Origin of the sequence: Synechococcus sp. H70.1 (assembly GCF_047502705.1) — a bacterium.
Taxonomy (GTDB): Bacteria; Cyanobacteriota; Cyanobacteriia; order Thermostichales; family Thermostichaceae; genus Thermostichus.
In genome coordinates this window covers 23,808-38,363 of the sequence record NZ_JANSIV010000054.1, presented here as the reverse complement: position 1 = coordinate 38,363, position 14,556 = coordinate 23,808, and the positions used below count along the sequence as shown (strand labels likewise).

At 60.4% G+C, this 14,556-nt stretch carries 12 protein-coding genes and 1 tRNA gene; 7 read left to right on the top strand and 6 right to left on the bottom strand.

Translation table 11 applies throughout. The features are described from left to right. The first annotated feature begins 71 nt into the window (after nucleotides 1-71). On the top strand, nucleotides 72-2,378 hold the full coding sequence (locus NW827_RS04235) for a GAF domain-containing protein (protein ID WP_414503368.1): 2,307 nt from the start codon (nucleotides 72-74) through the stop codon (nucleotides 2,376-2,378). Here NW827_RS04235 and NW827_RS04230 read toward each other — a convergent pair. Then, nucleotides 2,340-2,412: transfer RNA gene (locus NW827_RS04230), tRNA-Arg, on the bottom strand. The two genes, NW827_RS04235 and NW827_RS04230, sit on opposite strands and share 39 nt — an antisense overlap. A 138-nt stretch (nucleotides 2,413-2,550) precedes the next feature. Between NW827_RS04230 and NW827_RS04225 the strand changes: the two genes are divergently transcribed. After that, nucleotides 2,551-3,012, top strand: coding sequence for a hypothetical protein (locus NW827_RS04225; RefSeq protein ID WP_414404055.1), 462 nt, complete (start codon nucleotides 2,551-2,553; stop codon nucleotides 3,010-3,012). Nucleotides 3,013-3,037: 25 nt separating this feature from the next. Here NW827_RS04225 and rpsT read toward each other — a convergent pair whose 3' ends face one another. Next, nucleotides 3,038-3,340, bottom strand: coding sequence for a 30S ribosomal protein S20 (gene rpsT, locus NW827_RS04220; RefSeq protein WP_414359880.1), 303 nt, complete (start codon nucleotides 3,338-3,340; stop codon nucleotides 3,038-3,040). Between the two features lie 72 nt (nucleotides 3,341-3,412). Here rpsT and NW827_RS04215 point away from each other — a divergent pair, with 72 nt between their 5' ends. Beyond that, nucleotides 3,413-4,777 (top strand): CRTAC1 family protein, encoded by a 1,365-nt coding sequence (locus NW827_RS04215; protein WP_414359877.1) that lies wholly within the window; start codon nucleotides 3,413-3,415, stop codon nucleotides 4,775-4,777. Here the strand turns inward: NW827_RS04215 and NW827_RS04210 are convergent. After that, the gene (locus tag NW827_RS04210; protein WP_414404054.1) at nucleotides 4,774-6,693 is read right to left on the bottom strand and encodes a cation:proton antiporter; all 1,920 of its coding nucleotides are present in this window, start codon (nucleotides 6,691-6,693) and stop codon (nucleotides 4,774-4,776) included. The genes NW827_RS04215 and NW827_RS04210 overlap by 4 nt on opposite strands. Nucleotides 6,694-6,889: 196 nt before the next feature. On the opposite strand from NW827_RS04210, the gene NW827_RS04205 reads away from it, so the two are divergent. The 3 genes from NW827_RS04205 (at nucleotide 6,890) to NW827_RS04195 (ending at nucleotide 9,828) form a co-directional block, all read left to right on the top strand. After that, entirely contained in the window at nucleotides 6,890-7,306 is a 417-nt protein-coding gene (locus tag NW827_RS04205; protein ID WP_414359871.1) for a DUF4278 domain-containing protein, read from the top strand. A 293-nt stretch (nucleotides 7,307-7,599) separates the two neighbouring features. Beyond that, nucleotides 7,600-8,577, top strand: coding sequence for a methyltransferase domain-containing protein (locus NW827_RS04200; RefSeq protein WP_414404053.1), 978 nt, complete (start codon nucleotides 7,600-7,602; stop codon nucleotides 8,575-8,577). Nucleotides 8,578-8,583: 6 nt separating this feature from the next. Further along, complete coding sequence (locus tag NW827_RS04195; protein WP_414404052.1) at nucleotides 8,584-9,828, top strand: FAD-dependent hydroxylase; 1,245 nt, start codon at nucleotides 8,584-8,586, stop codon at nucleotides 9,826-9,828. Here the strand turns inward: NW827_RS04195 and NW827_RS04190 are convergent. From NW827_RS04190 to NW827_RS04180, 3 genes are all read right to left on the bottom strand, one after another. After that, on the bottom strand, nucleotides 9,798-11,513 hold the full coding sequence (locus NW827_RS04190) for a helicase HerA domain-containing protein (protein ID WP_414404051.1): 1,716 nt from the start codon (nucleotides 11,511-11,513) through the stop codon (nucleotides 9,798-9,800). The genes NW827_RS04195 and NW827_RS04190 overlap by 31 nt on opposite strands. A 26-nt stretch (nucleotides 11,514-11,539) precedes the next feature. Further along, on the bottom strand, nucleotides 11,540-12,328 hold the full coding sequence (locus tag NW827_RS04185; protein WP_414404050.1) for an Ig-like domain-containing protein: 789 nt from the start codon (nucleotides 12,326-12,328) through the stop codon (nucleotides 11,540-11,542). Between the two features lie 190 nt (nucleotides 12,329-12,518). Further along, the gene (locus tag NW827_RS04180) at nucleotides 12,519-12,887 is read right to left on the bottom strand and encodes an AbrB family transcriptional regulator (protein ID WP_414359861.1); all 369 of its coding nucleotides are present in this window, start codon (nucleotides 12,885-12,887) and stop codon (nucleotides 12,519-12,521) included. A 345-nt stretch (nucleotides 12,888-13,232) separates the two neighbouring features. On the opposite strand from NW827_RS04180, the gene coaBC reads away from it, so the two are divergent. Continuing rightward, nucleotides 13,233-14,462, top strand: coding sequence for a bifunctional phosphopantothenoylcysteine decarboxylase/phosphopantothenate--cysteine ligase CoaBC (gene coaBC, locus NW827_RS04175; RefSeq protein WP_414359860.1), 1,230 nt, complete (start codon nucleotides 13,233-13,235; stop codon nucleotides 14,460-14,462). Nucleotides 14,463-14,556: the final 94 nt, after the last annotated feature.

Genomic DNA, 14,556 nt, shown 5'->3' with positions numbered 1-14,556 from the left:
GCAAGAGGATCTCGAGGATCGTCCACAATGAGGTAGCGCTGCTGGAACAACCAACCGTTTTGGTGGGGGAGATGGCTTCAGCTCAATACCGCCTGGTGCCGGTGCGGCCAGAAGACGGCGGCTTTTATCCAGAGCATCTCTTTTTGGCTCTGGAGGCCACCCAACTGGGCTACTGGCAACTGGATCTGCGCAGCGGGGAGCTGAGCAGTTCCCCTCAGTGCAAGGCCAAGTACGGACGGGATCCCGGCGAGGAGTTCACTCTGGAGATGTTTTTCGAGAGCGTTCACCCCGAGGATCGCCAAAGGGTGAAGGAAGCTCTCCAGTTGGCGGGGCCTAGAGCATTGGAGGGGGATCCCAACTTGGCAGTCGAGTACCGTGCCCATCTCGCAGACGGGCAGGTGCGCTGGCACCTCTCTCAGGGGATTGTGCTCCTGGGGCCGGAAGGGGATCCCAGCCATGTAGTCGGGGTAACCCTGGACATCACCGAGCGCAAGCAGGCCGAGCTAAAGCTGCAGCAACAGGTGCAGCGGGAAAAACTGCTTAACCGGCTCATTCAAGCCATCAGCACCTCTTTGGATCTACCCACCCTCTTTGAGGTAGCGGTGCAGGAAGTAGGCCAGGTTTTGCAGGCAGCGCGGGTTACCCTTTACCAATATCTGCCTGCCGAGAAGGTGTGGGTGGGCATTGCCGGCTATGTTCGCTCCCCCGATGTGCCCAGTGCTCTCCACCTGCGCATACCAGATGATCCAGAGATTCCAGCCATCCAGCACTTCAAGTGGCTGCAAGTTTTTCACGTGGCGGATCCCAAGCAAGTTTCCGATCCCTTTGCATTGCAGGAAAGGCAAGACTGCCAGCTCGGCCCCTGGCTAGGGATCCCGGTGGCCTGTCAAGGGAAACTGTGGGGCGCTCTAGCCCTGAGGCGCCTGATCTCTGAACCCGATTGGCAAGAGGAAGAGATCGAGTTAGCTAGGGCAATTGGCGATCACCTGGCAGTCGCCATTCGACAGGCGGAACTTTATCAAAGGCTGCAGCAAGCCAACGCCGAACTGGATTACCAAGTGCGGGTGCGCAACGGCCAACTGCAGCAAGCCTACGAAGACGAGGCCCTGCTGCAACTGATCACGGAAGAAATTCGCTCCAGCCTAGATGAACAAAAGATTTTGGAGACCGTGGCGCAAGAACTGGCCCTCAGACTGGGTCTTTCTGGCTGCATGATTGCCCTCCATAACCCAGAACGACAGGTTAGCGTTTTGGCCTTGGATTATCGACCTGGAGAAGGGATCCGCCGTTTTCCCCTGGAGATCCCCTTTGCCGAGTTTGCCGAGGTGCTCCAGCCGCTTCAAGGTGGGCAGTTCTGCCATTTCAGCCACCTTGGCCACCCCTGCTGGCCCGGCTACGATCGCCACACGCTGCTGGTACTTCCCATTTGCGATGCTCAGGACAGCGAATTTCTCCTGCTGGGAAATATTTGTGGAGCGCGTCCGCCGGGTCAGGTGTTTGGCGAGCGGGAACAGCGCTTGATGCGGCGGGTGGCCAGCCAGTGTGCTATTGCCATTCGCCAGGCCCGGCTTTTCCAAACCGTGCAGCAGCAGGTGCAGCAGTTGCAGAAGCTCAACCACCTCAAGGATGAGTTTCTGCACATGGTCTCCCACGAGATGCGCACGCCTTTGACCAACATGAAGCTGGCAATTGCTTTTCTCTCCAGGGCCAACCTGACGGAGCGGGAGCGGCGCTACTTGCAGATTTTGGAGATGGAGACCAACCGCGAGCTGGACTTGATCAACGAGCTCTTGGAATTGCAAGCTATTGAAGGCGGAAATAGGGATCTCAATCTAACCTGGTTATCTCCTCAGGAGTGGATCCCCAATCTTTCCGAGCCCTTCCGGCTGCGAGCTGCCCAGCAGAACCAACAGTTTCAGTTGGAATGGGATCCCGACCTTTTGCCCCTCCGTACAGATGAGGGCTTGCTGTCGCGGGTGGTGGGCGAACTTTTGAACAACGCCTGCAAGTACACGCCGGCTGGGGAAAGCATCTGTTTGCGCTTTAGCCAGACCCATCAACAGGGCCGTCCCGGCTGGCTGATCGAGGTGCGCAATACAGGGGTGGAAATTCCTCCAGAGGCGTTGCCCCATGTGTTTGAAAAGTTCTACCGCATCCCACAGTTGGATCGCCGCAAGGCCGGAGGGACAGGCCTAGGCCTGCCGCTGGCCCAAAAGGCTATGGAGATGTTAGAGGGATCCCTGACTGTAGAAAGCCACTCTGGTCAGGTCATCTTTCGGGTGTGGTGTCCATCCCAAAGTCGATTGCCCCAAAACTCACCCGCCGAGCAAGACACTCAGCGCCTTGCGCAGGACTCGAACCTGCAACCATCGACTTAGAAGGTCGGTGCTCTATCCATTGAGCTAGCAAGGCAAGTTGCAGAGCCATTATATCCTTGGAGCAGTTCGCCTCTCTATAACTTGCTCCTTCCCAGCTGTACAAGAGCTTCCTGCAGGGATCCCAGTCGCTAAAGTTATAACGAAGGTCTTGGTGGGGAGAACCGGGATCCCGATGCCACCACTTCCCGATCCTAGCCCAGTCGATGAAAAGAAGGCTGCTTGCGTCCGCGAGTCGGAAACCTCCCCCGGCTGCGGATCCCTCTCGCCAGCCGCTAGACGCCTGCTGCAGCTCTACCACGGCGGCAGTTTTGTCCTTTTGAGCCTGGTGTGGCTATTGGTCGGGATCCCCAGTCTCTGGGCTCTGCGGGCAGATCTCCTCCGTCTCTGGCAGTACTTCACCTGGACGGGCCTGCGCTATGCCCTCTTTTACCGCCCTAGCTGGCCTACCTTTGGCCTGCTGCTTTGTGTCAGCTTTACCCTAGGGATCCTAGTTGCCCAAAGCCGCTACGAGCTGTTTGGCCTCTATCCCTTCGAGCGCTGGCTCCTGGAGCGGCAATCCCGCTGGATCCTGTCTCTACCCCCTTGGCACCCCCTGCGGCGCTGGCTGGTACGCACCCTGAATTCCCGCCAGTAGAACGCACCGCTTCCCAAGTACTGACTTAGGAGGTGCTTGCAGCAGCCAGCGAGCGTTGCACAATCCGGGACAGACGGGCCTTGCGACGAGCAGCTGTGTTTTTGTGCAGCACGCCTTTTTGGGCTGCCTTGTCAATGCGGCTAAAGGCAGCGCTCATCGCCGCCTGGATCTCCTGCAGGGTTTCCGGCTGGGGGTTGGCCGCGTAGGCGGAAGAGAGGGAGATCACCTTTTTCATGAGGGCGCGCACCAGGGCTTTGGTAGCCTTGTTGCGCAGGCGGTTCCGCTCGGCAATCTTGAGGCGCTTGATGGCGGATTTAGTCCGTGGCATGGTTAAAAGAGAAAAACAGCAAAGATCAAGCATACCATCAGAGCTTGGAGCTCGTGGTCGGGCGGGATCCCCATGTTTCAAGATTGCAGCTCTCTCATCCAGTTCAACCCCCCTGCCCTTTGCTATGGGGTTGCCGTTTGCGACTTGGATCGGGACGGGGCTTTTGAGCTGTTCGTGTGCGGCTTCCGCGGCCGGAACCGGGTTTTGAAGTGGAATGGCCAGGCCCTGGTGGATCTGGTGGACGATACCCTGGCCGATGCGGGGCGCATGGCGATTGGGGTGGCTGCCGGCGACTTTGATGGCGACGGCCAAGAAGAACTCTATGTTTTAAATACCGATACCTTCGGGGGGCGCAAGCGCTTTGGGGATCGCCTCTTCGACTGGCAGGGATCCCGCTGGGTGGATCTGTTCTCCCTGCCCCACAACCAAGATGCCCTCAACTTGACAGCAGGTCGCTCGGTGGCCTGCGTGGATCGCTTTGGCCAGGGGCGGTATGGGTTTTTTGTAGCCAACTACGGCGGCCCCATGCGCCTTTACGAGCTGGGCTTCAACCAGATGATTGCCGATGTGGCGCCGGAGGCGGGGGTGAACCGGGTAACAGGCGGGCGGGGGCTGGTGGCCGTGCCCCTAGTCTCGCAGCGGATGGACATTTTTGCCGTCAACGAGCAGGGGCCCAATTTTTTGTTCCGCAACCGGGGAGATGGCACCTTTGAAGAAATTGCCGCTGAAGTGGGGCTGGCGGATCCCAACGAGCACGGGCGCGGTGTGGCGGCGGTGGATCTAGACGGGGACGGGCGGCTGGACTTGGTCTACGGCAATTGGGAAGGGCCGCATCGCCTCTGGATCCAAACCCCCAGCGGCCTCTTTAAGAACGTGGCCCCCCCGGAGCTGGCCAGGCCCTCCCGCATTCGCACCGTGATTGCTGCCGACTTTGACAACGACGGCTACCCGGAGCTGTTTTTTAACAACATCGGCGAGCCCAACCGCCTGTTTGGCTGGCGCTCTGGCTGCTGGCAGGCCATTGACATTGGAGAGGCTGCTGAGCCGCAGGGATTGGGAACAGGAGCGGCAGTCGCCGATGTGGATGGGGACGGGCGCCTGGAGCTGCTCATTGCCCACGGGGAGTCGGGCGCCCAGCCCCTGAGCTTCTACCGGCCCCTGGCTAATGCCAACAACTGGCTAAGGGTCTTGCCCCTGACTCGCCAGGGATCCCCGGCCCGCGGCGCCCTGGTGCGGCTAATCACCCCTACCCGCACGCAGATCCGCCCCATCGATGCCGGCAGCGGCTACCTCTGTCAGATGGAGCCGGTGGCCCATTTTGGCCTGGGATCCGAAACACTGGTCAAGGAAATCCAGATCCAGTGGCCGGACGGAAAACAGGTGCAGGTGGCTTGCCCACCAGTTAACCAGCTTTTGCGGATCCCCTATCCAGGCTAGGCGGCCTCCTCGTTAGGCATCTCGACAGAAGGGGAGCCTGAGATCCCTGCCCATTCCGGCTCAACGGGTCGCTGCCAGTGTTCCCACCAAGCCGGCCCCGAGTCCGCTGGGCTGCTGTTGACACTGGCAGGGATCTGGGCTGCCGGCAGCAGCCAACTGACAGGCGTGGGGATCAGGCAACTGGGGTGGAGAGGTCGCAAATCGCGGTAGTGGCTGCTGCGAATGGCCAGAATCTCCTGCTGGATGACCCCTAGGGGCTCGCCCAGCTTCAGCAGCACATGGCTGCACAAGCCCAGGCTGGCCTCAAATTCCGGGTGGACGACCTCTCTGGCCCCTAACTGATAGAGCTGTTCGATGTCCTCTTCGTGGGTGGCTCGCACCACTACCTCCAGGTGGGGCGCCAGTTTCAGCGCTTGTTTGAGGCAGAGGCGGGTGCTTAGGCGATCCGGCAGGGCAATCACCAGGGCGCGGGCATGGTTTAGGCCAGCTTTCTCCAGCACCGGGGCACTAGCAGCATTGCCGTAGAGATAGGGGATCCCCTGCGAGCGCAACTGTTGGATGACCCGTTCTGAGGAGTCAATTACCAAAAGGGGATGGCGGCGGGCTTGCAGAATGCGCACTACATCCTGCCCCACCCGACCGTAGCCGCACACTACCACGTGGCCCTCTTGGGGAGCTTTGGCATCCAAGTCGCGAGGCTGCTCCTCGGCTGCTAGCCAACGGGACACAAAGGGGATACCTTGCAGTTTCCTCAGCAGCCCTGGCGCCCCCTTGAGCAAAAAGGGAGTAACAAGCAAGGTAACAGCGGTGGTGCTGACGATGAGCAAGTACAGTTGCCGCGACACCAGCCCCAGCGCCTGCCCCTCGCTGGCCAGGACAAAGGAAAACTCCCCAATTTGGGAAAGGCCTAGCCCCACCAACACCGCTGCCGGGAGGGGATAGCCAAACAGCCCCGCTAGAGGGGCCACCAGGCAAAACTTGCCCACCATCACCAGCCCCACCAGCCCTAGAATCAGCATCAGGTGGTCGGCAATAAAGTGAGGATCGATGAGCATGCCAATGGCGGCAAAAAAGAGGGCGGCAAACACATCTCGCAAGGGCTCTACGTAGGCCAGGGTTTGGTCGGCGTATTCCACTTCTGAAATCATCAACCCGGCCAGGAAGGCCCCAATCTCGCTGGAAATGCCCAGCTGCTCTGTCAACAGAGCAATCCCCACACAGAGACTGATCACCCCCAGGAGGAATACCTCTTTGCTCTCTTGCTGGGCCAATAGCCGCAGCAGAGCAGGCACCAGCCAAATACCACCCAGCACCGCCCCTACGCCCACCAGGCCAATTTCTGCTACTGACTTAGCCAGGGATCCCGCCAGCTCCGGCAGAGGAGCGTCCAAAGCCGGCAACACCGCCAGCATTAGCCCTACTGCTAAATCCTGCACGATCAAGATCCCCAGCATGGCCTGGCCCTGGGGCGTGTCCATCTGGTTAGTCTCGGTGAGGCTTTTGAGCACCACCGCCGTGGAAGACAAGGAGAGCACTGCCCCCAAAAAGATCCCCTGCACGGGTGTCAGCCAGCTGCTAGCCACCGCCAGCACCGCCGTGATGGCAATCGTGAGACCAATCTGCAGAAGACCGCCGCCCAGGGCAATCCCACGCACTTGGCGCAATTCTTTGAGGGAAAACTCCACCCCCAAGGTAAACAGCAAAAAGGTCACGCCAAACTGGGCCAGGGTTTCCACCTGCACCACCTCTTTGATCCACCCCAACCCTGTCGGCCCCACTAGGATCCCGGCCAGCAAGTAACCCAAGAGCACCGGCTGCCGGAGCAGTGCAGCGAGAAACCCTCCTGCTGCCGCTGCTGCCAGCACTGTTGCAATGTCCAGAATTAGGCGAAAGTCTTCCTGCACAGGGACGCTCACCCCGAAATTTGTAGCCGATCCTGGGAGCTCTTCCACGATACTGCCTTCTTCAGCCCCCTGGACAGATCTCAGCCTCCTCCAGGCCAGCAGGGGCAGTCGCGGGGAGGGTGGCTAAAATTTGTTAAAGGTTACATAGAAAACCTCAAAACGGTAGCTTATAATACGGAAGTAAGGAGCTACCCCAAAGGAGGCGAAAATGACGAAACTCTCTTACCGTGGTGTTAGCTACACCCCCTCACCGACGGCGGCAACTGTTTCCCCGGGCAAAGTGGGGGGCCGCTATCGGGGGCTGGACTGGCGGTTCCGCCACCTGACCAAGCCGCCGGTTTTGTCCACCAACTTGGACTTTCTCTACCGGGGAGTAGCCTCTCGTTCCCAGGCTGCCGAGTCAGCAGCAGCTCCTAGGCGTTTCCACGCTTTGGATGAGCTAGCTCGCTTCCTAATGGCGGGCCACCAACGCGCTATTCGAATTCGGCAGCAGGCAATGCTGGTACGCGGTACAGAACGGGTTGGCCTGCATACCAACGTGCGCAACTTCTGGAACCGTATCCAAGGGAAAGTGCACCCCACCTTCCGCTTAGATTACGACCGCACACGAGTTAGCCTGAGCTAGTCCTCAGGCAAAAGGATTCCTAGGGGGTGGGACTAAGGCTCCTTCTGCAGCTAGCAGGTGGGCAAGGTGTTGGCTACTTTGAACTTCCTAGGAGAAGCAGAGAGGCCCCGAAAAGGAGAGGAGGTTGCTCTTCGAGGCTATAATGCCCTAGCAGGCTCTTGGAGTCCCTCTGTTGCCGTCTTACCGGGGGCAGCAGAGCTGTGCAAGAGGTAAGCAGGGATCGCGCCAAAGCCTGCTCCCTTTAGCAGTCTAGAAGGGTCGGTCGCCCTCGACCCGAGTAATTGATGCACCTAATGCTTTGGATTTTGGCCCCAGCTCTGCTCCTAGGGGGAGGACTGGTAGCCTATGTGCTGACTGCCCGTAAGTATCGCTCCCCGGAATCCGTAGCCCGTGCCTACGACGAGTGGACGCGGGATGGAATCCTGGAGTTCTACTGGGGCGAACATATTCACCTTGGCCACTACGGATCCCCGCCGCGGCGGAAAAACTTCATCCAGGCCAAACACGACTTTGTCCACGAGATGGTGCGCTGGGGCGGGCTGGATCGGCTGCCGCCGGGGACGACGGTGCTAGATGTGGGCTGTGGCATTGGCGGCAGTTGTCGCATCTTGGCCCGCGACTATGGCTTTGTCGTAACCGGCATTACCATTAGCCCCCAGCAGGTGAAGCGGGCCCAAGAGCTCACCCCCCCTGATCTCCCCGTCCGGTTTCAGGTAGCGGATGCCCTCAACCTGCCCTTTCCCGACGCCAGCTTTGACGTGGTCTGGTCCATTGAGGCGGGGCCCCACATGCCGGACAAGGCCCGCTACGCCAGCGAGATGCTGCGGGTGCTCAAGCCAGGCGGCATCCTGGTGGTGGCGGACTGGAACCAGCGCGACGACCGTCAAAAGCCCCTCACCTTCTGGGAGCGGCTGGTGATGCGGCAGTTGTTGGATCAGTGGTCGCACCCCGCTTTTTCTAGCATTGAAGGCTTTGTGGAAGCACTAGAAGCCACGGGGCTGGTAGAGGGACGGGTGGAGACTGCCGACTGGACCCAGGAGACCCTTCCTTCTTGGCTGGATTCCATCTGGCAGGGGGTTGTCCGTCCCGAAGGGTTGCTGAAGTTTGGCTTGGTAGGCTTGATTAAGTCGCTGCGGGAGGTGCCCACCTTCTTGCTCATGCGCCTGGCCTTCGGCACTGGCCTCTGCCGCTTTGGCATGTTCCGGGCGGTGCGGGCTGCCGCGCCGGCGAACTCCGCCTCCCCAGAAGTAGTTGGCTACAGCACCCAATGAGAGACAATGACGCTCCTTGCTCCCCCTCCGGAGACCCTAGACGCCCTCTACGACGTGATCATCGTTGGCGGCGGCATTGCGGGCCTGACCCTAGCTTGTGCCCTGCAGGGATCCGGCCTGCGCTTGGCCCTCATTGAGGCCCAGTCGGCTGAGGCAGTTAGGCAGCGCCCCTTGGCCTATGCCCTTTCGCCGCTCTCGATCCGCATCTTTCGGGCCATCGGGGTGTGGGAGGCGCTGGCTCCCCACATCACACCCTTTGCCCAGGTGATTCTGACCGACGCCAACGCTCCCCAGCGGGTGACCTTTAGGCCGGAGGATGTGGGGGAAACGGCAGTTTTCTACTGCGGCGAACATGGCTGGCTGCAGCAGGTGCTCCAGGAGCGGGTGGCTGCGGATCCCCAGATCACCTGCTACTACGAAGCCAGGGTGGAGAGGGTCACCTATGGAAAGGCCACGGCTGAGGTGGAGCTGGAAACGACCCAAGGCCGATGCCGGCTGGCCGCCTCCCTGGTGGTGGCTGCTGACGGCCTGCGCTCCCAGGTGCGCCAGGGGGCAGGGATCCCTAGCGACGGCTGGGACTACTGGCAGTCCTGCATCACCGCCCTGGTGGCCCCTGCCCAAGATCACCAAAACATCGCCTACGAACGCTTCTGGCCTGCTGGACCCTTTGCCATCCTGCCCCTGCCCGGCAATCGCTGCCAGGTGGTCTGGATCCTGCCCCATGAGCAGGCCAAGGCTACCCTGGCGCTCCCCCAGGCCGACTTCTTGGCCAAGATGCAGCGCTACTATGGCCCTCAGGGCGGCGGCCTTACTTTGTTGAACTCCCCCCAGCTCTTCCCGGCTCGCCTGCGGCAGAGCCGCCGCTACTATCAGCACCGCCTGGCATTGGTGGGGGATGCAGCTCACCACTGCCATCCAGTGGCGGGCCAAGGGCTAAACCTCGGTATCCGCGATGCCGCTGCCTTGGCCCAGGTGCTGCTGGAGGCCTATAGACGGCACGAGGATTTGGGGGATGTCAAAGTCCTACGGCGCTACGGCCGCCGGCGCCGCTGGGAAAACTGGCTGGTGCTACTCTTCACAGATTTACTTACCCGCACCTTCTCCAACTCCTACTGGCCCCTAGTGGTCTTGCGGCGCTTGGTTTTGCAAGGAATGATCCTCTTCCCGCCGCTGCGGCGCTTTTTGCTGCGCTTGATGACTGGCCTCTGGGGAAGCTCTCCCTACAGCCCCAGCTCCTCCTTGGCCTTCTGAGCCGCCCGAAACACCTCCGCATCCTCGGCCTGTGACCAGTCGGGATCGGCGATCTGGGCGTAGAACTTTTCGTCGTAGGGTCGGGTTTGCACCACCACCGGCATAGGTACGGCATGGCCGAGAACCAGAGCCTGCTGTTTGGAATCCAACTTGGCCAGCACCGTCTTTAAGTTCTGGCTGCCCGCTACCCCTGTAAAGACGGCGTCGATATCCTCCTCGTCGTTGAGGAGGGCCGTGATACGGGTGCCCAACTGCGACATCACCTCGCTGTCGATCCTGGAAGGGCGCTGATCCACCACCAGCAGTGTCACAAAGTACTTGCGCATCTCGCGGGCAATGGTGCCGAAGATGGTCTGCTTGGCTGCCCGCGGATTGAGAAAGCGGTGCGCTTCCTCGATGGTGATGCACAGTTGCCGCGGCCGGTCGAGGGGATTTTTGGACTGCAGGTACCGCTCCGTCTGCTGCACATAGGCCTGGTGGATGCGGCGGGTGATGACGTTGGCTGCCAGCATGTAGGAAAGCAGGTTGGACTGGGCTCCAAACTCGATCACCACGTGAATGCCGCGGCTAAGGGCCTCCAGGATCTCGCCGATGTAGTTGCGGGGCAGACTGTTGCGGATGTACCTGAGGTCGTCGAGGCGGGTCAGCTTGCGCTGCAGGGCTAGGATGGAGGCCTTGTTGCCCATCCTCTGTTCGCAAAACTCTTGGATCTCGGCGTTGGAGAGGCTCAAGAGCCGGCTAATCCAGTCGCGGCCAAACTCGTTGCGCAGGATAATGGCGTTTTCTAGGCTGGCCTCGGAGAGGTTGAGCTCCTCCGCCAACAGGGCCAGATCTTCCACCTCGATCTGGTTGTAGGCAATGAAGAGTTCACGGGCATCCCGCACCCCTCGCCGCTGGGTGGAATCAGGATCCAAGGTATAAATTTGCACCTGGCCGGGGAAGAGCTGCCGCAGCCCCTTGACAGTAGTGGCCTGCCTATCCTCGCTGACTGCCTCCCAGCCGTATTCAGAGTGCATATCGAAAACCAGGTTCACTGCCGCCCGCTTGCGGATGATGCCCGCCAGGATCAGGCGGGCCAAGAAGGACTTACCAGTGCCGGACTTGCCGAAAATCCCGTTGCTGCGCTCCACCCAGCGATCCAAATCCAGACAAATGGGCACCGCCATGTCCAGGGGCTGACCAATGGCAAAGTTGCGCCGAGTGGGGTCGTCTTCCCAGCCGAAGACGGTGCGAAAGTCCAGCTCCCGCGCCTCGTACACTTGGGAAAAGTGGGCCGGCACCGTTTTCACCGGCAACAGCTCCATTGCCTCGGCACCAGGAAGGGCGGGGCCGCCATCTTCTGGCCGGTTGGGATCAATGAGGGGGTACAGCCTTTCCCCTTCCGTCTGCCGCGGCACCAACATCAGCATTGGCGTGAGGGCAATAACCCCGTAGGTGCCGCTGCCAGCCAAGACCTCTCGCAACAGGGTTTCTTCGGGACGAGGGGGATTGACCAAGATCTGGGGGTTGCTGGTTGCTAACGTAACGTCGGTGAGCAGGCCGAAGAAGCGGTGGCGCTCCCCTTGAATGACCACAAACTTGCCCACCCGCAGGTCTTCTACCGAAACGCCAGGGTTGAGGCGAGCTTCCAAGCCCCGACTCAGGGATCCCTGAATCACCGTGGCCAAAGGTTGGGGAGAGGTCATGGCGGTGGGAGAGAAGTTCCAGGAGCCTAAGGGCCCGCCTGGGCACGGGCACTGGTGCGGGGAGCACCATCCTGCACAATCCAGGTGCGGACGATCTCCACCTCCTCCGGCGTCCAAAAGCCCAGACGGGAGAGGGGCAGCCCGCGGGCTTGGATGTAGGCAATCTCGGGGGATCCGCCGCGGGCTTGAGGGCGGTTGGGGTTGTTGGCGTTGAGAATGGTGGCGTGGCGGCGTGTCCAGCGGGGAGCGATCAACTCACTGTTGGGATCTCCCGGCTTGACATAGGCCAGAACTGCCTCATAGCTATCGAGCAACTGGGTGCGCTGGCGTCCTGCCGGCTGATGGCAGCCAACACAACTGGCCTCCAGCAGCGGTTTGATGTCCCGCTCGTAGGTGTACTGCGGCTCGGTGCGAAAGCGCAGTTGAATGGTCTGCTCCAGAGGCAACCCCTCCTGGGGGGCAAGCGTGAGGGTGTAGTTGGTGCTAAAGCGCAGAGGCTCCCGCGGTTTGAGGAGTAGCTCGTTGCCCTGCACGTCGAAAACGACCGCTGCCGGCGGCTCCAACTGAACCACCAGCCGTTGTAGATTGGGATCCAGCGGCCGATTGAACTGCAGCCGTAGGATCCCGTCCACAAAAACATCCTGCTGCTCAGGGGCTGGCTGGGAGGAGACCCACTGCAGCGGCGGATTCGGCTGCGGCTCAACCTGCGGATGAGGCTGAACGAGCCAGAACCCCGCTGCCAACACCACCAGCCCCACCCAGGTTCGCCAGCGTCGCCAGCGGCGAGCCAGGTTCTCTGCAGATGGAGTGGACATTGCTGCTGCCCCCTTCAGGAACTTTTGTCAGAATAGCGAAACCTTCTGGGCGTCAGCCACCAATTGATTGACGCAAACAGCTAGGGATCCTCAGCAAACGCGAGGATCCCTTGTCTACCTAATGAAATAGAAACAGGGGATGATGGAGGGTATCAGGAGAGAGAACCTCGACAAGGTAGGCGACAGGAAATCAGTCGATGCGCTCTAGCTTGATGTTGTGGTGGCCCAACTTGATCTCGAACTGATCCCCAGGTTTGAGGCCCATCTTCTTGGTGTAGGCAGCTCCAATGAGGAGGTTGCCATTCTTGTGAACTGAAACCCGGTAACTCGGAGCCCGACCCCGGGAACCGTTCCCATCACTAGCATCGAGATTCACACCGACTGCCTTCAGCAAGGCATTGTTGAACTGCATCAGATTTACTCGCTCCCGCCCGTTCTTGGTGTAGGTGACGTAACCGCAGGCGCGAGCTTTCTCCTTGGGATCGGCATTTCCCATGGAGGTTACCTTGTCGAGGAGCTCTTGGCCAGTGAGTGGTTTTGGTTTTCCAGTTGCAGTCATATCAAGCTGGTTCAAGGACAACAGTTAGTGTAGCCAAAAACAAATAGCGATTGCAATAGAGTTGCCTTCAACTCTTTCTTATTAGAGGGGATAAGTTCGGCAACCGGAATGGGATCTGAAGAGACGAGTGCGCAAAACGGCGGTAGCGAATTCCCTCTGCGGAACAGAACCTGTAGAGGCGAGGTCGGACTTTCGCAAAGAAAGGTTCTCCCCAGGCAAGCCCTAGGCTCGCAAGTGCTGTTCTCACCGGCGTCTGCGGTCTGAGCCCAAGGGATTCCTGTTGTGCCGCTGGCAGGGGGCAAAAACAGGGAAACTGGAAACAAGGCTGTTTGAGTGTTCTCTGGTATGGATCCCTTTTGGTCGGGACGGCGTCTGCTGGTTGGGGTGAGTGGGGGAATTGCTGCCTACAAAACGGCGGCTTTGGTATCTGCTCTGGCCCAGCAGGGAGCAGAGGTGAGGGTGGTTTTGACAAAAGCTGCAGAACAGTTTATCTCCCCGCTAACCTTTGCCACCCTGTCTCGCCAGCCAGCTTTTACCGATGCGGAGTTTTGGCAGGCCACGCGGGGGCGACCCCTGCACATTGAGTTGGGCGAATGGGCAGAGGTTTTTCTCATTGCGCCTCTTTCAGCTAACACCTTAAGCAAGCTGGCCCAGGGGCTGGCAGACAATTTGCTCACCAATGTGGTGCTGGCTTGCCACTGCCCGATAGCTCTGGCCCCGGCCATGAACACGTCCATGTGGAAGGCCGCAGCAGTGGCCGAGAATTGGCAGCGGCTGCAGCGGGATCCCCGTTTTTGGACCCTGCCTACTGCCAGTGGCCGCCTGGCCTGCGATGCAGTGGGGGAAGGGCGGATGCTGGAGCCGGAGGTGCTGCAGGAGTACGTACGAGCTTTGCTTTGGACGGGGGGGAAAAAGGATTGGCAGGGCAAGCGGGTGCTGGTGACGGCGGGGGGTACCCGGGAGCCCATTGATGCAGTGCGTTTTCTCGGCAACCCGGCCAGCGGGCGGATGGGAGTGGCGCTGGCAGTGGCAGCGGCCTGTCGGGGGGCCAAAGTTACGCTGGTGCATGGGCCCCTGGGGATCCCCTTCGAGCCGGAGCCCTTCGGCATACGGGCCATCCCGGTGGAGACGGCAGCCCAACTGGAGCAGGTTTTGCAGGCTGAGTTTCCCCAGGCCGATCTCCTCTGGATGGCAGCAGCCGTGGGCGATGTGCGACCTGCGCAGACCTATGCCGGCAAGCTGGCTAAGACCGATTTGCCGCCGCTGCTACCTTTAGAACCTGTTCCTGATCTTGTGGCAGCCTTGGCTGGCCAACGGCGTCCTGGCCAGCGCCTCATTGGCTTTGCCGCCCAGAGCGGGGATCCCCTCCCGCCAGCCCGCCGGAAGCTCCAGCAAAAAGGGCTAGACGCCATTGTAGCCAACCCCATCGACCAACCGGATAGCGGCTTTGGCAGCAGCCACAACCAAGGCTATTGGATCCCTCGTCAGGGAGACCCCCAGCAGCTCCCCCTGGCTCCCAAGGCCACCCTGGCCCATCGGCTGCTGGATCTGGCCCTGCAACTGGAGCCAAGCTGAAGCTGGAGGGTAACCCGCCCTGACAGACAGAGGAGAGGATCCCCTGGCAATCATTAGCTGGGTAAGGGGGGTTGGGGCTCTCTGCAGCAGAGAG

Coding starts and splice junctions, on each gene's coding strand:
- NW827_RS04215 (WP_414359877.1), top strand. CDS start 3,413: ATGTTTCAAGATTGCAGCTCTCTCATCCAGTTCAACCCCCCTGCCCTT.
- NW827_RS04205 (WP_414359871.1), top strand. CDS start 6,890: ATGACGAAACTCTCTTACCGTGGTGTTAGCTACACCCCCTCACCGACG.
- rpsT (WP_414359880.1), bottom strand. CDS start 3,340: ATGCCACGGACTAAATCCGCCATCAAGCGCCTCAAGATTGCCGAGCGG.
- NW827_RS04225 (WP_414404055.1), top strand. CDS start 2,551: ATGCCACCACTTCCCGATCCTAGCCCAGTCGATGAAAAGAAGGCTGCT.
- NW827_RS04200 (WP_414404053.1), top strand. CDS start 7,600: ATGCTTTGGATTTTGGCCCCAGCTCTGCTCCTAGGGGGAGGACTGGTA.
- NW827_RS04185 (WP_414404050.1), bottom strand. CDS start 12,328: ATGTCCACTCCATCTGCAGAGAACCTGGCTCGCCGCTGGCGACGCTGG.
- NW827_RS04235 (WP_414503368.1), top strand. CDS start 72: ATGGCTTCAGCTCAATACCGCCTGGTGCCGGTGCGGCCAGAAGACGGC.
- NW827_RS04180 (WP_414359861.1), bottom strand. CDS start 12,887: ATGACTGCAACTGGAAAACCAAAACCACTCACTGGCCAAGAGCTCCTC.
- NW827_RS04195 (WP_414404052.1), top strand. CDS start 8,584: ATGACGCTCCTTGCTCCCCCTCCGGAGACCCTAGACGCCCTCTACGAC.
- NW827_RS04190 (WP_414404051.1), bottom strand. CDS start 11,513: ATGACCTCTCCCCAACCTTTGGCCACGGTGATTCAGGGATCCCTGAGT.
- coaBC (WP_414359860.1), top strand. CDS start 13,233: ATGGATCCCTTTTGGTCGGGACGGCGTCTGCTGGTTGGGGTGAGTGGG.